Raw genomic sequence first — 19,084 nt, 5'->3', positions numbered from 1 at the left:
CTATAGCTTTAAAGGAAAAAAATGTGTGGCTCTCACCATATTCGTACTAATCTCACACTAATTTACTTCGTTCGAACAAAAAAGCCTCGCTGTGTGCGAGGCTTTGAAATCAATTGTGAGCGTAATTAGTAGTAATCGCGAATCAAAACTTCCGCGATTTGTACTGCGTTTGTCGCTGCGCCTTTACGTACGTTATCCGCAACAACCCAAAGATTTACACCGCTGTGATGGCTAATATCGTTACGAATACGGCCTACCATTACGTGGTCTTTGCCACCCGCATCACGAACTTGTGTCGGGAAGTCTTCACCGTGGAATACTTCTACACCTTCGGTTTGCTCAAGAAGGTTAATCACTTCTTGTGCATCAATCGGCGAACGAGTCTCAACGTGAACCGCTTCTGCATGGCCATAGAAGACTGGAACGCGCACACAAGTTGGGTTTACTGTGATTGATGGATCGTTAAAGATTTTTTGCGTTTCCCACACCATTTTCATTTCTTCTTTGGTGTAGCCGTTTTCCATCATCTGGTCGATTTGTGGAATACAGTTAAACGCAATCTGCTGAGAGAATTGCTTCTTATCCGCTGGGAGGCCGTTGAGTAGCTTCGCCGTTTGACCAGCTAATTCATCGATACCTGCTTTACCTGCGCCAGAGACGGATTGGTAAGTGGATACATTGATACGTTCAATACCCACAGCATCGTGGATAGGCTTCAATGCCACCAACATTTGGATGGTGGAGCAGTTAGGGTTCGCAATGATGTTACGGTTACGGAACTCTGCAATCGCTTCTGGGTTAACTTCAGGAACAACAAGTGGGATGTCTAACTCGTAGCGGAAGTGAGAGGTGTTGTCGATCACGATAACGCCTTCGTCAGCGGCAATTGGCGCCCATTTAGCAGACAGTTCACCGCCAGCTGAGAACAGCGCGATGTGCGCTTGAGACCAATCAAACTCTTCCACGTTTTGTACGCGAATTGTTTTACCATTGAAGCGGTAAGTCTTGCCTTCGCTGCGCTCACTCGCTAGCAGGAAGATTTCGCCTACTGGGAATTTGCGCTCTTGAAGCACTTCCAAAATTGTTTCACCGACCGCACCGGTCGCACCTAAAACGGCAACATTGTATTGCTGGCTCATTGACTTACCTCAACCTGAAAACCTAGTTCTGCTAATGGAGCAAGATTGCATGTTTCGTTACCCATTAGCGTGACAGCGCTGTATTCACGGCGATCCCAGTAGTTTTTACGCATCAGATCAAAAGAACCTGGCTTACTGATTTCACGACGGAAAAGCGCGTCATCTTTACGCACATCATAGATTAACTGCGTGATGTTGTGCAGCGTTGCTTCATCCCACGCTCTGTCCAAAACCACAGTCGGAACAGGCGCGGTTGGCAGTAAATCGCTGGCATGCGCACGTAATTCGTTATTTAGAAACTCACAGTAGCTATTAAAAATCATTGTCGTACCGCGAGCCTTCCCTTCCAGACCATAGCCTGCAACGTGAGGGGTGGCGAATGCTAGCAGAGGCAGAAGCTCCATATCAACCTCTGGTTCAAACTCAAATACATCTAATGCAGCAGTGAAGCCATCATTTTTCAGCAAACGTTGCTTTAATGCTCGATTATCTACCACAGGGCCGCGTGCTGCATTTATCAAAATTTGATCCGCACGTAGACCATTCAAAACGATTTCATCAATCAAGTGGTGCGTCGGATACGGGCCATCTTTGGTGATTGGTGTGTGTAGCGTGATGATGTCTGACGTTTCAATCAGTTCTTCTAATGGGGTGAAATTGCGAGGATCCCCCTCAGCTTGCTTGAGTGGATCATTGAGGAGCACTTTAATGCCCATGCCGTTCAAACATTTCTCTAGATAACTACCGACTTGACCTGCACCAATGATACCAACGGTTTTGTCGAAAACAGAGAAACCTTGCTGCTGCGCTAGCACCATCATGACGCTGAATGCGTACTCAGCAACGCCAACTTTGTTGCAACCTGGCGCAGCGGTGAAGAAAATACCTTTTTCTTGCAATAGTGCTTGGTCGACATGATCCATGCCAGCCGTCGCTGTACCCACGAACTTCAGCTTGTTTGCTTTACTGATCAGCGCCGCATTTACTTTGGTAACCGAGCGAATCATCAGTGCATCTACATCCACTAAATCATCGGCTGTCAGTGTACGACCGGGTTTTAAAATCACTTCACCGAGTTGGCTGAAAAGCTCTTCAGCGTACGGCATGTTTTCATCAACAAGAATTTTCATAGCGCTAGCGTTTAAGATCCATTTTTAAGAGTGGTATCCCCAAACGACATCAGGATTTGAGGTCACTTGAGTATAGTGATTGTGCCCTTTTCCCAAAAAATCTCAAGAAATAGCACGTTCAGCCCCAAAATTAAAAAAAAGAAAAAGCCCGGCATATCGCCGGGCAACGTTCCAGAACAAAAGGATCCTATCCCGCTCTCCTTGGGACAGAGTCTGCGTCTGTTCGACCAGATAAGCTGGTCAGGTCTGGAAACTGGTTTGTCAGGGTTTACATTACTGAGAATAAAAACCCAACCAATTCAGTTAGCTTTGGGTCGCTTACGCTTGGTACTTTTTGATTACCAATGTCGCGTTTGTACCACCAAAACCAAAGCTATTTGACATTACGGTCGTCAACTCAGCTTCGCGAGCTTCTGTTACGATGTCTAGACCTTGTGCCGCTTCATCCAAGTGAGAGATATTCACACTTGGCGCAATGAAATTGTTGTCTAGCATTAGCGTTGAGTAAATTGCTTCGTGAACACCAGCAGCACCTAGTGCGTGACCAGTCATCGCCTTTGTTGCAGAAATTGCTGGGCTGTTGTCACCAAATAGCTCTTGGATAGCACCCAGTTCTTTCACGTCACCTACCGGAGTAGAAGTGCCGTGCGTGTTGATGTAATCGATGCCATCTACGTCTTGCATTGCCATCTTCATACAACGAACTGCGCCTTCACCTGATGGTGCTACCATGTCGTAGCCATCAGACGTCGCGCCGTAACCTACAATCTCACCGTAGATTTTCGCACCACGGGCTAGAGCGTGTTCAAGCTCTTCGATAACGAGCATGCCACCACCGCCAGAGATAACAAAACCATCACGGTCAGCATCGTAAGTACGAGAAGCTTTTTCAGGCGTCTCGTTGTACTTAGTTGATAGTGCGCCCATCGCATCAAACATCATGGTTTGTGACCAATCTAGCTCTTCACCACCACCAGCAAATACGATGTCTTGTTTGCCTAGTTGGATAAGCTCCATCGCATGGCCGATACAGTGTGCTGAGGTTGCACATGCTGAGCTAATGGAGTAGTTCACACCACGAATCTTAAATGGTGTTGCCAGACACGCAGAAACGGTTGAAGACATTGTACGTGGAACCATATAAGGGCCAACGCGTTTTACGCCTTTTGCACGCATCGTATCTGTTGCAACTGTTTGGTTGAATGCAGAAGCACCACCAGAACCAGCAACGATACCTGTGCGATCGTTTGATACTTGCTCTTCAGATAGACCAGCGTCTTCAATTGCCTGCTGCATTGATAGGTATGCATAAGCAGCCGCATCACCCATAAAGCGCATCTGTTTACGATCAATGTGCTCTGCTGGGTTGATTTTCAGATCACCCCAAACCTGCGAGCGCAGACCGTGTTCTTTAAACTGCTCAGACGCAGTGATGCCAGATTTACCCGCTTTAAGAGACGCTAGAACTTCTTCGACGTTGTTACCGATACTTGAAACAATACCCATACCGGTGATTACGACTCGTTTCATTATGACATTCCTATAATTCAAAAATCCGCTAGATGATAACTAAGATAGTCAACAAAAGTGGTCAGCTTTCCCATAAATTCGTACAATCACTGTATTCTAACCGCGCCAAATCACATATTTGCACCATTATGACTTCGATTAAAAACGCAGAACTTGGTTGGAACGAAGCTGGTACTCCAGTTTCTGACCAATTTGATGATGTTTATTTCTCCAACGTAAACGGTCTCGAAGAGACACGCTACGTGTTCCTCAAACAAAATCATCTACCAGAAAGATGGCAGGAATTTGACCAAAGGCGTTTTGTTATTGGTGAAACCGGATTTGGCACAGGGTTGAACTTCTTAGCCGTGTGGCAATGGTTTACTGAATTTCGTCGCGCCTATCCAGAGGCTGCACTAAAAGAGCTGCATTTTGTTAGCTTTGAGAAGTACCCACTGAGCAAAGCTGACTTAGAAAAAGCACATCAATCTTGGCCTGAATTGGCAGAATTTGCTGAGAAGCTACAACAACACTACCCAGCAGCCGTCCCTGAGTGTCACCGCATAGTTTTAGAAGATGGCGCGATCACGCTCGACCTTTGGTTCGGTGATATTAAAGACTGCATGCCGCAAGTCCCATATAGTGAACAAGGCTTAGTGGACGCTTGGTTCTTAGACGGTTTTGCACCAAGCAAAAACCCTGAGATGTGGAACCAAAACCTGTTCAACAACATGGCAAAATTAGCGAAGCAAGACTGTAGTGTCGCTACCTTTACGGCAGCGGGTTTTGTGCGTCGTGGTTTAAACGAAGCTGGTTTTGTGATGAAAAAAGTCAAAGGTTTTGGCACTAAGCGAGAGATGATCGCAGGCTCTATGGTGCAACGCGAAGCACATTCAAACTACAAGCCTTGGTTCAACCGTACCGCTGCAACAAAGCATGATTCAATTGCCATTATTGGTGGCGGCATTGCCAGTGCTGCACTGGCTAAAACGCTCATTCGTCGCGGTATGAATGTCACGCTTTACTGTAAAGATGCTCAACCAGCAGAAGGCGCTTCGGGTAATCGTCAAGGTGCAGTGTACCCGCTACTAAATGGTCCACACACAGGCGTGTCTCGCGTGTTCGCCCCGGGCTTTTTGTTCGCGCGTCAGTTTGTCGACCAAGCAGCGCAAGACATTCAGTTTGATCACGATTGGTGTGGTGTCACTCAACTAATGTGGGATGACAAATCCGCAGACAAGTTGGAAAAGATGCTCGCTGGTCACTTCACTCCAGAGTTGATTCACAAGCTTTCAGCCGAAGAGACGGCAGAGAAAATTGGCTTACCGATCGACATGGCATCCGTTCACTACCCTCTGGGTGGTTGGCTATGCCCTGCTGAACTAACCCGAGGTTTGATTGCTCAACTAGAAAAAACAGCGCTTTTTGAAACGAAGTTCGAACACCAAGTGGAATCGCTAGAATGGGATGAAACACGCCAACTTTGGACGTTGACGGCCAACGGTCAAACCTTCGAGCACTCGACTGTTGTTGTTGCCAACGGCAGTGAATTCCAAACGCTAACCCAAACGGCTAATCTGCCATTGGGCCAAGTCAAAGGTCAAGTCAGCCATGCACCTGCAACAAAAACGCTATCTAAGCTGAAAACGATACTGTGCTACGACGGTTACATGACGCCTGTTAACCCGAATAATCAACACTTGTGCATCGGCGCAAGCTATGACCGCAGTCACCTAGATTACGAGTTTGACGAAGACGCACAAAAGGATAACGCGGAGAAATTGGTGAAGTGCCTACCGAATCAAACTTGGACGAAAGAGGTTGATACCTCAGGTAATATGTCACGCCAAGGCATTCGTTGTGTTAGCCGCGATCACCTGCCGTTTGTGGGTAATGTAGGTGACTTTGAAACCATCAAAACGCAATACGCTGATCTACAACTTCAAAAAGAAGAGGAAGTGGAAGCCATTCACCAGTTCCCTAACCTATTCTGTTTCTTAGGTTTAGGTTCTCGCGGTTTGAGCTCAGCACCATTGATGGCAGAAGTATTAGCGTCGCAAATCTGTGGCGATCCACTGCCACTGCCTGTTGATGTGCTGACTGAACTGCACCCAAGTCGAATGTGGGTAAGAAAACTGCGTAAAGGTAAGGCAATTACAGAATTGTAATCCGTCTTGCCCTCCCCCCTCTTTTCGATAGGGGGGAGGAGCCAATACTTAGCCCAATGTCGCCACCGCAGATTTCACTTGCGCGGCGATCTCTTCATTACGAAACTCACCGGTCTCTAAATCAAAATTGTCATAAAAGCTTGGTACAGAAAGAGCAGCTTTTACTTCCGCACCAAAATACGGCGCCGACCCCGTTGCTGCTGCCAAAACCGTTTGTGCGCCACTAGGGCCAGGTGAGGTTGCAAGATAAACTGCCGGTTTATTTTGGAATACGTTACGCTCGATACGAGTCGACCAATCAAACAAGTTTTTATATGCCGCTGCGTAAGAGCCGTTATGTTCCGCGAATGAAACCACAATCGCGTCAGCAGCTGCAATATCATTCAGAAACGCCTTTGCACCTTCAGCCTGACCGATTTCTTTCTCTTTATCTTCACTAAACAGCGGGACTTCGTAACTATTGAGATCCAACACTCGCACTTGTGCACCTTCGACTAAGTTTGCTGCATAGGTCGCTAGGGTTTTATTGATGGAGGTAGAGCTGGTAGAAGCACCGAAAGCGATAATTTTCATGGCTGCTGTTCCTTGTTTACATTATTATCTAATAAGAATAAACCGAAACCTGAGGTCAACAACCACAAAAATTTTAAGGAGAGGTTCGAAATTTTCGAAAGAGTTTATTCCAACTCTTTTTGTTTTAACGAGAAGCTTACAGAACGAGCCGAGGCTTAAGCTTGCGCTTGAAGCTCTTGCCATAGATCGTTAACGATAATGCGATCCGCTGGCGTCAACTCTGAGCGTGCTTCTTCTAGGCTGTTTTCGATACGAGACTTAAGCTCTGTCACGTCGTTAATGCCTTCATCTTCACAAGATGCTGCCGACAGAGAAATGTGACCACGTAAATAACCACCAGCAAATAACTCATCATCCGATGCTGTCTCAATTCGAGCATCGATCAGCTCTAGTAGGTTTTCTTCAAATTCAATAATCATGGCGTTTCTCTGGGTTATTTAACAATAAAATCTGACTTTTCCAAAGGTTGGACGTCATAAAAAGCACGCATCGCATCCGATAGCATTTTTACGCGAGGAGGAAGACCCATTTCGAAGATCCCCATGACTTCGCGATGCACTTTGTGCATAAAACCAAGACGATCTGGTTCAAAATCGCCGTGTAGATTGTCACAACTGACGTTAAAAGGGAAGTCAGCACTTTTTGCTAAAATCCACTCATACGCTTGAGGGCGAATTTCCACTTTTTCGAACTCGGCTTGAACCTCTGCTGTGCGACCATCTGGCTCGTACCAATAGCCAAAATCTTCCAGCAAACGACGCTCTGGTCCTGCCACACACCAATGAGCAATCTCGTGCAGCGCAGACGCGTAAAAGCCACGAGCAAAAATAATCCGATGATGCGGATGCTCTTGGTCTGCCGGTAAGTAAATTGGCTCATCACCACCGAGCTCTAACTTGGTGTTAAATGATTCAAGAAACGTGTCGTTGAAGATAGCGATAAGGTCTTGATATTCGTGGTTCATCATCGATTCTGTACTTCAAATTGATATGCAGAGCGTATTGTCGCCGTTTTTATCTAGCGCGTAAAGCCACACAACAAGTTTGGATATTAGCTGAATTTATCTGAAAGTGACTTTTTTGTTGGATGTCCTCTATGCTGCTAAGTGTGTTGTATATCATTGGTATAACAGCTGAAGCCATGACTGGTGCATTGAGTGCCGGTTGAAGAAAAATGGATTGGTTTGGCGTGATGTTGGTAGCCAGTGCAACGACTATTGGCGGTGGAACCGCACACGATATCCTACTCGGTCACTACCCACTCGGATGGGTAACTCCCCCCCTGAATTCTTAGCGATTACCTGTGTCGCAGGTGTACTGACTACTGGTTTGTCAAAATGGGTGATCAAACTTAAAGGCCTGGTCAGTCGTTTGGATGCGCTAGGGCTTATCGTATTTAGCATCATCGGCACCAAAGTCGCATTCGAATCTAACTGTATCAAAATTAAACAAGGCTGCTCATTAAGCAGCCTTTTGTTTGTCTATCGAGATAAGATTCAACCTTAAATCTTTGGCGTTTCCGTAGTCACGCCATAGTTTTGACCACGATGACGCAACAAATGATCCATCACGACAATCGCCAGCATCGCTTCTGCGATAGGCACGGCACGAATACCCACACATGGATCGTGACGACCTTTAGTGATCAACTGAGTTGGCTCACCTTCTTTTGTAATAGTCTCACCTGGGACTGTGATACTTGAGGTTGGCTTAAGTGCAATGTTCGCGACGATGTCTTGACCAGTTGAAATGCCACCAAGAATACCGCCCGCGTGGTTGCTACCAAATCCGCCTGGAGAAAGCGTATCGCGATGCTCGCTGCCTTTTTGATTAACTACATCAAAACCGTCACCAATCTCCACTCCTTTCACTGCGTTGATGCTCATTAGCGCGTGGGCAATATCTGCATCTAAGCGGTCGAATACAGGTTCACCAAGACCTACTGGTACATTGGTTGCTACAACCTGAATTTTAGCGCCTATTGAGTCACCTTCTTTTTTCAGATCACGGATAAGTTGGTCAAACGCGTCTATTTTGTCTGCATCTGGGCAGAAGAACGCATTATTTTCAATTTCATTCCAATCCACTTTATCGATTGAAACGTCACCCATTTGTGACAAGTAAGCTCGAATTTCTACGCCAAATTCATCTTTTAGATATTTTTTCGCTATCGCACCTGCTGCCACACGCATTGCCGTTTCACGAGCAGAAGAACGGCCGCCGCCACGATAATCGCGGATACCATATTTTTGATGGTATGTGTAGTCTGCGTGTCCTGGTCGGAACTTATCTTTGATATCTGAATAATCTTTAGAACGTTGATCGGTGTTTTCGATCAACAGGCCAATTGAAGTACCTGTGGTTTTACCTTCAAATACGCCAGAAAGAATTTTTACTTCGTCCGGTTCACGACGTTGTGTGGTGTAGCGTGATGTGCCAGGGCGGCGACGATCGAGATCCGTTTGCAGATCTGCTTCCGTGATTTCTAGACCTGGAGGACATCCGTCTACGATACATCCTAGTGCGATACCGTGACTTTCCCCGAATGTCATCACTCGGAAATGTTGTCCGATGCTATTTCCTGCCATTGCTTCCTCAAATTATTGTCAGCCACGCCAACATTTCAGTTCGTCGCAGCTATCCTTTCAATTCTTCGTGAAATCATAGTGGCGTTATTACGTTTTGATGTAAAGCCCGATTTAGTGGAAAAACAACACAGCCTTAATTTTCCCGATCCGGTGCAAAGCGGATAAAAAAATGCCGAGCACAGAGCTCGGCATTTCGTATCATCATTTCACGATCAATTAATCGATGTACAGTTTAAACTCTTCTGCACACTCAACTAGCTGCTCACGCGTTAGCATGAACACGCCGTGACCGCCGTTTTCAAATTCAATCCAAGTGAATGGGATCTGTGGGTACTGTTCCATCATGTGAACCATTGAGTTACCCACTTCACAAATAAGAATACCGTTGTCTGTTAGGTAATCAGGTGCGTTGGCAAGAATGCGGCGAACCAATTTCAAACCGTCAGTACCCGCTGCTAAGCCTAGCTCAGGCTCGTGCGTGAACTCTTCCGGTAAGCTGTTCATGTCTTCTTCGTCCACATACGGTGGGTTAGACACGATCAGGTTGTATTTCTCTTTTGGTAGGTCGCGGAACAAATCAGAACGGATTGGGAACACTTGTTGCTCCATGCCGTGGTCTTGCACGTTTTGCTCAGCCACTTGCAGCGCATCAGTAGAGATATCAATCGCGTCAACTTCTGCATCAGGGAATGCGTGAGCACAAGCAATCGCGATACAACCAGAACCAGTACATAGATCCATAATGCGCGTTGGCTCTTCCACCAACCAAGGTTGGAATTCCGCTTGAATCAATTCACCGATTGGAGAACGTGGCACAAGTACACGCTCGTCAACGAAGAATTCAAGACCGCAGAACCATGCTTTGTTGGTTAGGTATGCCGTTGGTGTACGCTCGTTGATGCGTTTTACTACGCGCTCAACAATACGCAGACGCTCGCTTGTCGTAAGGCGAGAGTTCAATACATGTGGAGGCACGTCAATTGGCAAGTATAATGTTGGCAGGATAAGCTGAACCGCTTCATCCCACGCATTATCAGTGCCATGACCGTAAAACAAGTTAGCGGCATTAAAGCGGCTTACCGTCCAACGAATCATATCTTGAAGGGTATGCAGTTCCGATACCGCCTCTTCTACAAAAATCTTATCCAAAATTGCCTCCGAAAAGCGCTACAATACTGCCATAAATTGTAAAAATGAAATTGTTTACCTAATGAGCAAAAAAGACACCGAACATGATGACGATTTCGCCTTGTTTAAGGATGCAGTACAGGGCGTAAAAAAGTTGCGACAGGATACCATAATCCAGCAACCAAAAAAAAATACTAAGCAAAAAGAAATCAAGCGCTCAAACCGTGAAGCGAGTGACGCTGAATTTTACTTTTCTGATGAGTTTGTTCCGCTTCTTAATGAAGAAGGTCCCACTCGTTATGCGCGCGACGATGTGTCCACTTATGAAGTGAAACGTCTTCGTCGTGGTGTATACGTCCCTGACGTCTTCTTGGACATGCATGGCATGACACAGCAAGAGGCCAAGCGTGAGCTCGGTGCGATGATCGCTTACTGCGTGAAAAACGAGATCCACTGTGCGTGTGTGCAACACGGCATCGGTAAGCACATATTAAAACAGAAAGCGCCACTTTGGTTGGCTCAACATCCTGACGTGATGGCATTCCACCAAGCACCTCTTGAGTTCGGTGGCGATGGTGCGCTACTCGTTCTTCTCTCTATTCCAGAGAAATAAACACCTTCTCTGTAAGGAAAACAAAGGCAGGATACCCCTGCCTTTTTATTTCACTTTCGTTATGCACCTAACCTATGGGGTGATATGCCATAACAATTCGCCTGAATGTGTTTGTGGATCATATTCAACACACACCAATCCAGATGTCGGAAACATCGGCGGCGACATGTCTTTCACAAACTCAGAAGTCAGATAACCAACCAAAGGTAAGTGAGACACAAACAATAGCGATTCCAACTTCTCCACTTCGATCAGTGCATTGGCGAAATCAAAGACCTGCTCAGACTGACCATAAGGCGTAATATCCTCACACGTATCAATGCTCGCTGCAGAGAAATGCGTGCTGATTTCTTGCCAAGTCTGTTGGGCTCGAATGTACGGGCTCACCAAAACTTTATCAAATTGGGCGAAACCTTGGTCTTTACAAGCTCGGGCTACGGCTTCCGACTCTGATCTGCCTCTTTGGGTCAGTTGTCTTTCGGCGTCAGAATCCGCGAAGTGTTCAGCTTCACCATGACGCAAGATAAAAATTTTCATGTTATTTCCTAGGGATAGCTATCGCTACCAAAAGGTTGACTGCTATCTTTAATAAGGATATCGGGCTAACTTTAGTCATATCAAAACAAAAACACTGATATAATTGTTGGTTCATTATATCAATTCGCTTGCTAAAGATAGCGACTTTCTTAACAATCTATTAAAAAGAATATACTCAGTTCATCACATTATACGAGGATGCCATGAACTCAGTACATTGGTTCAAATAGCTCGAACTCGATAGCATTGGCTATTGGGCTTATGCAGTATTCTAACCAAAGACAAAACGCAGCAAACAGCATTTGTCGACGCGCAAGGTTTGCGCAGCCCCATCCTAGGGCTCCCAATGACTGTCATGCGAAATCTGGAGACGCATCGTGCACTTAAGTCCAAACGATTCAAATCAATACCGCTACATTACATTAGGTAATGCACTGCGCGTGTTGCTGATTCATTCTGACACGGCTCAACAGTCAGCAGCAGCACTGGCAGTGAACGTTGGACACTTTGATGATCCTGACGATCGTCAAGGTCTCGCGCACTACTTGGAGCACATGCTTTTTTTGGGTACAGAAAAATACCCTAAAGTAGGCGAATTTCAAAGCTATATTAGTCAACATGGCGGAACGAATAACGCATGGACCGGAACCGAACACTCGTGTTTCTTCTTTGATGTGAACCCGAATGCATTCGAAACCGCACTCGACCGATTCAGTCAATTTTTTACTGCGCCATTGTTTAATGAAGAAGCACTAGATAAAGAACGTCAAGCGGTCGAATCAGAGTATAAGCTCAAACTCAATGATGATTCACGTCGTCTGTATCAAGTGAATAAAGAGATCATTAATCCCGAGCATCCTTTTTCAAAATTCTCAGTCGGTAACTTAGAAACGTTAGGCGACAGAAACGGAAAGTCGATTCGTGATGAAATCGTCCTCTTCCACCACTCCGAATACTCCGCAGATCTAATGACATTAACCTTGTTTGGTCCGCAATCGCTTGACGAGCAACAGGCATGGGTCGAAACCATGTTTGCCGATATCCCAAATCACCAACTGGTCGGCAAGTCTATTGATGTACCAATTAGCGGTGAAGACAGCACGGGTATTTTGGTTCAGGTAGAACCTATTAAAGAATTTCGCAAGTTGATACTCACCTTCCCAATGCCCGGCATGGATCAATACTACACCGTGAAACCCCTCTCCTACTTTGCCCACTTGCTGGGTTATGAAGGTGAAGGAAGCTTAATGCTGGAACTCAAAAGCCGAGGTTGGATAACCTCTCTTTCTGCAGGCGGAGGAGCAAGTGGCAGTAACTACCGAGACTTCACCGTAAGTTGCACACTGACTCCTGACGGGGTGAACCATATTGATAACATCGTTCAAGCGGTATTCCAGTACTTATCAATGATCAAACAAGATGGCATGGACGAATGGCGCTACCTTGAGAAACAAGCCGTACTAGAGTCGGCTTTCCGTTTTCAAGAGCCATCTCGTCCACTCGATCTCGTCAGCCATCTCGTCATCAACATGCAGCACTATCAGCCAGAAGATATCATCTATGGTGATTATAAAATGTCTGGCTATGATGAGCAGTTACAACTATCTCTACTACAATATCTCGTTATAGATAATGTCCGTATCACATTGATCGCAAAAGGGTTAGAGTACAACCGCACGGCCGAATGGTATTTTACCCCTTACTCTGTCACAAAATTCCGTGATGAGCAGCGTCGCTTCTACCATCAAATCGATCCAAGCTGGCAATTCGTCTTACCCGAAAAGAACCCATACATTGGTTATGAGTTGGATCCTCGCCCATTTGAAAATGGCGGATCGTTGCCAGAATTGGTTGAAGATTTAGAGGGTTTCCGACTTTGGCATCTTCAAGATGATGAGTTTCGAGTTCCCAAGGGAGTAGTCTATGTTGCGATAGATAGCTCTCATGCGGTTGCATCTCCCAAAAATATTGTCAAAACCCGTTTATGTGTGGAAATGTTCCTCGACTCTCTGGCTCAAGAAACCTATCAAGCTGAGATCGCTGGCATGGGCTACAACATGTATGCACACCAAGGCGGCGTGACACTTACGCTATCGGGCTTTAGCCAAAAACTGCCACAACTGTTAGAGATGATCCTACTCCGTTTCGCCGCACGAGATTTCAATCCGATTCGCTTCGAAACCATTAAACAACAACTATTACGTAATTGGCGAAATTCGTCTCAAGATCGTCCAATTTCACAGCTCTTCAATGCATTAACTGGTTTGCTTCAGCCAAACAATCCCCCTTATGCCACCTTGGTCGAAGCATTAGAAGAGATTGAGGTCGACGAGCTTTCAGTATTCGTTGAATCGATTCTTTCCGAATTGCACGTTGAAATGTTCGTTTACGGCGATTGGCAACGTCAACAAGCTCATGACATGGCAACCACCCTAAAAAATGCGTTACGTGTGAAGGAACAACGCTACGAAGAGGCACTTCGTCCGTTGGTCATGTTGGGAGGCCGCGGTAGTTTTCAGCGTGAAGTGTACTGTAATCAGCAAGATTCAGCGGTCGTGATATACCACCAATGTACAGATACCACAGCTCGTAGTATCGCACTCTATTCTTTGGCCAACCATCTGATGTCAGCGACGTTCTTCCATGAAATTCGCACTAAGCAACAACTTGGCTATATGGTTGGAACGGGTAACATGCCACTCAATCGTCATCCGGGGATTGTGCTGTATGTGCAATCTCCGCACGCCGCGCCTGCAGAGCTTGTCACTTCAATAGATGAGTTTTTGAATGCCTTTTATATGGTGCTGTTAGAGCTTAACGAGTATCAATGGCACAGCAGTAAGCGGGGGCTATGGAATCAGATAGCAGCACCGGATACCACGTTACGTGGTCGTGCGCAGCGTCTATGGGTTGCCATAGGCAATAAAGACGCTGAGTTCAACCAGCGTGAAAAAGTGTTACAAGAATTAAAAGGCTTAACGCGAACCGACATGATTCGTTTTGTTATCAATGAGTTGAAGCCGCGCACAGCAAACCGATTAGTGATGCATTCTCAGGGCAAAGCTCATGCTGATGCGCCACATATTCATCTTGGAAAAGAAATTGGTTCCATTGAAGAGTTTCAGCTACGCCCTAAGGATTGTGGTCTCGGATAGCCCAAGTAGTGCAAAACGGTAAATATCGCAATGACGTTTATGTTGCAATTACCTTGTTCAAAAATACATACTCATACATGAGGACAATATGACAAAGCTACTATTACTTACTGCTGTTTTAATGCCACTTGCCCCAGCTTACGCAAACATCACCATCAAAGGCGATGATTTTGAATTAAGCGAAGATTGCTTGCGCCTTAATGGTGACAATGTATCGATTAAGTCAGACGACTGTTCATCAGGCAAGAATAATAAAGGCAATAAGGGTGACAAAGGCAACTCAAGCATTCATGGCGATGACAATCCAGGCAAAGGCCATGACAAAAGCAAGAAAGACAAAAAGAAATAAACGCTAGTTTGCCGAAAGGCGCATTTAAAAGAGAAAGAAAAAAGAAAGGCTTGCATCACGCAAGCCTTTTTATTAATGGTGGCAATCTTTGCTAGTAAAACGTTTTTCCTTCACCAGCGCGAGTCAGAAGACCATCACAAGGTGCGTAACGATCGCCATATTTCGCTGCAAATTCGTTCATCTTCTCAACCAGTTCCTTCAAACCAAATTGATCCATGTAACGGAATGGCCCACCCAAGAATGGAGGGAAACCAATGCCGAAGAGTGCCCCAATATCACCGTCGCGCGGCGAACGAATGATGCCTTCATCAAGACAACGTACCGCTTCATTGAGCATTGGCAATAAACAACGCAAAGCAATGTCTTTATCGCTCAGTTTCGATTCTGGGGTTAGCTTAAGTAGCTTGTAAACCGACTTATCGACTTCTTTCTTCTTATCTTTATAGGTATAAAAGCCTTTACCACTCTTACGACCTTTGCGGCCGTCGTTCAGTAATGTGTCGAATACGTCTGGACCTTTGAATCGCTCACCTAACTCATTAACCAAGATCGGCATGATCTTCGCGCCAATGTCTACGCCTACTTCATCAAGCAGCGTGATTGGACCCACAGGGAAACCGAAATTAAGCAAAGCACCGTCTAACTGCTCAATGGGTTCATTTTCCAACAGGATGTGTGCCGCTTCATTCATGTAAGGTGCAAGAATGCGGTTTACATAAAAGCCCGCTTTGTCTTTGACCACGATTGGCGTTTTTCCTTGCTTCTTAGCCAGCGCTACCACCGTTGAAATCGTTTCATCTGACGTGGTTTCATGCGGAATGACTTCCACTAAAGGCATTTTTTCAACTGGACTGAAGTAATGCAAGCCAACAATGTTTTCTGGACGCTGTGCTTTTTCTGCAATTTTATGAATTGGCAGAGACGAGGTATTGGTAGCAAAAATGGTGCTTGGTTTGGCGTTGGTTTCAATATCCGCCACCATTTTTTGCTTCAAGTCGAGATCTTCAAATACCGCCTCAATGACCACGTCAATACGGTTGTAACTCGTAAAATCGATACCGCCTGAAAGTTGCAGCATTTTCGCTTGCAGACCCGCTTTGCTTAGAATGCGGCGTTTTCGCTGCTTTTCAAACAATTTGTAGTTGTAGTTCAAAGCATTCAGTACGCCATCATTGCTAACATCTTTGATACGCACTGGCGTTTTTGCTTTTGTCACCGTGACATGGCTAATACCTGCCCCCATTAGGCCGCCACCGAGAACGCCAACTTTTTTCACCTGCGCTGGCTCGGCATCGGTGCCATTTTCTTTCTTCATCTCCGTCGTTGCGAAGAAGATCGAACGTAAGGCTTTAGACTCGGAGCTCATCACAAGCTCACCAAAACGCTTCGCTTCCAGCTCTTGACCTTGAGCAAAGTCTTTTTCTAAACCATGTTGAATGACCTCAAGGATCGCGGTCATCGCAGGGTAGTTACCACGCGTTTTTTCGTTGGCCTTCTTAGCGGCTTGTTCAAAGACAAACTTACGGCCTAATCCACTGCCAGACACCAATTTCTCTTTGATTGACTGTTTTTTATTGCCCTTAACTTTGCCTTTTTCGAGCAATTGCTTCGCTACATCAAGCAAAATCGTCTCCGGCACACATGCATCGACCACACCCAGTTTTTTCGCTTTCTTGGCACGTAGCTGTTTACCCGTAAGAATCAAATCCAGTGATGGCAACAAACCAATAAGGCGAGGAAGACGCTGAGTACCACCGGAGCCAGGCAATAAACCTAACTGAACTTCTGGCAGACCTAATTTGGTTACATTTGAATCAGTACAAACTCGATAATCACACGCCAGTGCCAGTTCCAATCCGCCACCTAAACAAGGGCCATGTATCGCAGCAACGACAGGATAAGGCAAATCAGACAGCTGTTGGAATAAGTCTTGACCTTGTTTTGCTAACGCTTCCGCTTCTCCTGCGGTGGTACATGCTTCCAGCATACGTACATCTGCACCCGCAACGAAGTTATCTGGTTTAAGAGAATGAACAATCATCCCTTTAATGCCGCTAGTATCTTTTAACTCGGCAAAGATTTCCTTCATTTCATCAGCGAAAGCGGCTTGAAGCGTATTCATTTTTTCATTTGGAACATCGATGGCTAACCAAGCAACGTTCTGCTCATCAATCTTTAGACTAAATGCTTTTTGCTCGCTCATTACTCAACCTCCAAAATCATTGCTGCGCCAAGACCACCAGCAGCACAAGCCGTATTCAATGCTAACCCACCACCGCGACGTTTCAATTCACGCAGAGTTTGAGTCATCATGCGCGCTCCTGTTGCGGCAAATGGGTGACCATACGCAATCGATCCACCAAGCACATTGAACTTATCCATATCGATTTCACCAATCGCTTTTGAACGTCCGAGGTTTTCTTGAGCAAACTTATCGGAAGCAAACATTTTTACGTTGGCCAACGCTTGAGCGGCAAATGCTTCATGCATATCAATGAGTGTGAGGTCAGAAAGTTCTAATCCCGTGTTTTCGAGCACTTTAGCGGTCGCATAAGATGGCCCCATCAGCATATCCATCTCGACCCCGATAGCAGAAAACGCATAACCTCGAATATAGCCAAGAATCTCCATACCAAGCTCTTTTGCTTTGCCTTCACGCATGAGCATCACAGCGGCACCGCCATCGGTTAGAGGCGTACTGTTTGCTGCGGTTACGCTACCATATTGGCGATCGAAAGCCGGACGCAGTTTCGCGTAACCTTCGAGAGTAGAGTCATGGCGAATATTGTTATCTTCAGAGATCCACTTTTTGTACGGTTCTGGGAAAGCGGTCATCACCTCATCTTGAATCTTGCCTTCTTTCCATGCTTGAGACGCTAATGAGTGAGAACGGTGTGCCAATGCATCTTGTTCTGCACGTGTGATGCCGTGCGATTTGGCCATTTGCTCTGCGGTTTGCCCCATCGACAAACCAGTCGAGTATTCCGCAACCGCAGGAGGAACCGGCATTAAATCTTTCAAACTCAGCGTTTTAAGAATGTTGAATTTTTGACCCAGCGTTTTTGTTTTACTTAACGCAAGTAAGTTAGCGGCAAGTTTCTTTGAGACGCCAATGGGTAGAACAGAAGAAGAGTCCGCACCACCAGCAATACCAACATCAATGCTGCCAGCCATAATGCTTTCTGCAACGTTTACCGCTGCTTGGAAACTGGTCGCGCACGCGCGGGTCACACTGTACGCATCGGTATGGACATGCATACCAGTCCCTAAAACGATTTCACGTGCAATGTTTGGTGCTTCAGGCATTTGAACCACCTGGCCAAATACAACTTGTTCAATTAGCTTTGAATCGATATCGGTTCGAGCAAGCATTTCGCTCACTACCATTTTGCCTAGATCGACCGCTGGTACCTGGCCAAAATCCGTGCTTTGACGAGCAAAAGGGGTTCGAAGCCCTGCGACAATAGCAACACGTTCACCATGGCGTGTTTTCACTTCCTGCTTGCCCATTGTTTCTCCTTAAATACAAGAGGTCTGACCTGAATCATTGTAATCAAGTTGTTAAAATTATCAAACGTACGTTTAAATAAACGTGAAGCAAGTAGTTCTATTCTTCTGCGACTTGACGTTATTTGTATATACCAACGCTCAAAGGGCGATGTGGCTTGGGCATGACCACCAACACCTCCGTATTTGAAATAGATAAGCGATGGCTAGGAGGGAGGACAATCGTGAAATTGAGGCAAAAAAAAACCACACAAAGTTGTGTGGTCGGAATATCTATAAAACAATTAACCTACGCCAATTGTAAAATTAATCAGTTTCCTGATTAGGAGAAAGTAAAGTCAGCCTTCAAAAGGAAGTGTCATCTTGCTCAACATGTTAGCCGTCAAAGACTAACGAGATGACAAGATGTACTATAGCGCCTTCGCTGTGTGAGATTTTGAAGTAGATCAATTTTATAGCGATTATGCCATTTTCAAAACTATCAAACCGTCAAGGTCAAGGGACCTAATGATAATGACAGTGTATCCATGTCACAGTCAGTGTTTTAGACCTCACAGAGCAAAATGGAGGCTCCTGTGGCTAATGCCGATCAGTTAAGAGATAAATGATCGGTTGAACGATCCTACAGATGGCTTATAAAGGCTCTAAGTTCCCAAAACTTAGAGCCTTTTATTTTGCAATTAACCACA

The 19,084-nt window shown here is 45.6% G+C and carries 15 protein-coding genes and 1 pseudogene; 5 read left to right on the top strand and 11 right to left on the bottom strand.

Annotation, left to right across the window (positions count from 1 at the left end):
• Positions 1–125: 125 nt before the first annotated feature.
• The 3 genes from AK965_RS04740 to fabB form a co-directional block, all read right to left on the bottom strand.
• Positions 126–1,139: an aspartate-semialdehyde dehydrogenase gene (locus AK965_RS04740; RefSeq protein ID WP_099078529.1), complete on the bottom strand. Its 1,014-nt coding sequence runs from the start codon at positions 1,137–1,139 to the stop codon at positions 126–128.
• On the bottom strand, positions 1,136–2,269 hold the full coding sequence (locus AK965_RS04735) for a 4-phosphoerythronate dehydrogenase (protein ID WP_099078528.1): 1,134 nt from the start codon (positions 2,267–2,269) through the stop codon (positions 1,136–1,138). Before AK965_RS04735 ends, AK965_RS04740 begins: the two co-directional genes overlap by 4 nt.
• A 318-nt stretch (positions 2,270–2,587) precedes the next feature.
• Positions 2,588–3,799, bottom strand: coding sequence for a beta-ketoacyl-ACP synthase I (gene fabB / locus AK965_RS04725; protein WP_099078527.1), 1,212 nt, complete (start codon positions 3,797–3,799; stop codon positions 2,588–2,590).
• Positions 3,800–3,927: 128 nt separating this feature from the next.
• Here fabB and mnmC point away from each other — a divergent pair, with 128 nt between their 5' ends.
• Entirely contained in the window at positions 3,928–5,946 is a 2,019-nt protein-coding gene (mnmC, locus tag AK965_RS04720) for a bifunctional tRNA (5-methylaminomethyl-2-thiouridine)(34)-methyltransferase MnmD/FAD-dependent 5-carboxymethylaminomethyl-2-thiouridine(34) oxidoreductase MnmC (RefSeq protein WP_099078526.1), read from the top strand.
• 48 nt (positions 5,947–5,994) lie between these two features.
• Here mnmC and AK965_RS04715 read toward each other — a convergent pair whose 3' ends face one another.
• The 3 genes from AK965_RS04715 to AK965_RS04705 form a co-directional block, all read right to left on the bottom strand.
• Positions 5,995–6,519, bottom strand: coding sequence for an NADPH-dependent FMN reductase (locus AK965_RS04715; protein WP_099078525.1), 525 nt, complete (start codon positions 6,517–6,519; stop codon positions 5,995–5,997).
• Positions 6,520–6,674: 155 nt separating this feature from the next.
• Complete coding sequence (locus tag AK965_RS04710) at positions 6,675–6,938, bottom strand: YfcL family protein (RefSeq protein WP_099078524.1); 264 nt, start codon at positions 6,936–6,938, stop codon at positions 6,675–6,677.
• 14 nt (positions 6,939–6,952) lie between these two features.
• Entirely contained in the window at positions 6,953–7,483 is a 531-nt protein-coding gene (locus tag AK965_RS04705) for an elongation factor P hydroxylase (protein WP_099078523.1), read from the bottom strand.
• Positions 7,484–7,614: 131 nt separating this feature from the next.
• Here AK965_RS04705 and AK965_RS04700 point away from each other — a divergent pair.
• A pseudogene (locus tag AK965_RS04700) lies at positions 7,615–7,940 on the top strand (trimeric intracellular cation channel family protein); the annotation flags it as partial.
• Between the two features lie 80 nt (positions 7,941–8,020).
• Here AK965_RS04700 and aroC read toward each other — a convergent pair.
• Both aroC and prmB read right to left on the bottom strand, forming a co-directional pair.
• Positions 8,021–9,106 (bottom strand): chorismate synthase, encoded by a 1,086-nt coding sequence (aroC, locus tag AK965_RS04695; protein ID WP_099078522.1) that lies wholly within the window; start codon positions 9,104–9,106, stop codon positions 8,021–8,023.
• Between the two features lie 216 nt (positions 9,107–9,322).
• Positions 9,323–10,255 carry a 50S ribosomal protein L3 N(5)-glutamine methyltransferase gene (gene prmB, locus AK965_RS04690; RefSeq protein ID WP_099078521.1) on the bottom strand — a complete coding sequence of 311 codons (933 nt, stop codon included), beginning with the start codon at positions 10,253–10,255 and terminating at the stop codon, positions 9,323–9,325.
• 61 nt (positions 10,256–10,316) lie between these two features.
• Here prmB and smrB point away from each other — a divergent pair, with 61 nt between their 5' ends.
• On the top strand, positions 10,317–10,847 hold the full coding sequence (smrB, locus tag AK965_RS04685; RefSeq protein ID WP_099078520.1) for an endonuclease SmrB: 531 nt from the start codon (positions 10,317–10,319) through the stop codon (positions 10,845–10,847).
• Positions 10,848–10,919: 72 nt separating this feature from the next.
• Here smrB and sixA read toward each other — a convergent pair whose 3' ends face one another.
• Positions 10,920–11,384 (bottom strand): phosphohistidine phosphatase SixA, encoded by a 465-nt coding sequence (gene sixA / locus AK965_RS04680; protein WP_099078519.1) that lies wholly within the window; start codon positions 11,382–11,384, stop codon positions 10,920–10,922.
• A 377-nt stretch (positions 11,385–11,761) separates the two neighbouring features.
• On the opposite strand from sixA, the gene AK965_RS04675 reads away from it, so the two are divergent.
• Both AK965_RS04675 and AK965_RS04670 read left to right on the top strand, forming a co-directional pair.
• Entirely contained in the window at positions 11,762–14,539 is a 2,778-nt protein-coding gene (locus AK965_RS04675) for an insulinase family protein (protein ID WP_099078518.1), read from the top strand.
• 88 nt (positions 14,540–14,627) lie between these two features.
• Positions 14,628–14,888 carry a CG2 omega domain protein gene (locus AK965_RS04670; protein WP_099078517.1) on the top strand — a complete coding sequence of 87 codons (261 nt, stop codon included), beginning with the start codon at positions 14,628–14,630 and terminating at the stop codon, positions 14,886–14,888.
• 91 nt (positions 14,889–14,979) lie between these two features.
• Here AK965_RS04670 and fadJ read toward each other — a convergent pair whose 3' ends face one another.
• Both fadJ and fadI read right to left on the bottom strand, forming a co-directional pair.
• A complete protein-coding gene (gene fadJ / locus AK965_RS04665; protein ID WP_099078516.1) occupies positions 14,980–17,091 on the bottom strand; it encodes a fatty acid oxidation complex subunit alpha FadJ in 2,112 nt (703 codons plus the stop codon).
• Positions 17,091–18,398, bottom strand: a complete 1,308-nt coding sequence (gene fadI / locus AK965_RS04660; RefSeq protein ID WP_099078515.1) for an acetyl-CoA C-acyltransferase FadI — start codon at positions 18,396–18,398, stop codon at positions 17,091–17,093. The genes fadJ and fadI overlap by 1 nt, the downstream gene beginning before the upstream one ends.
• Positions 18,399–19,084: the final 686 nt, after the last annotated feature.

Source organism: Vibrio sp. PID17_43 (assembly GCF_002608565.1).
Classification (GTDB): Bacteria; Pseudomonadota; Gammaproteobacteria; order Enterobacterales; family Vibrionaceae; genus Vibrio.
The sequence above is the reverse complement of the archived record's forward strand: the minus strand, read 5'-3'. Positions and strand labels throughout refer to the sequence as shown.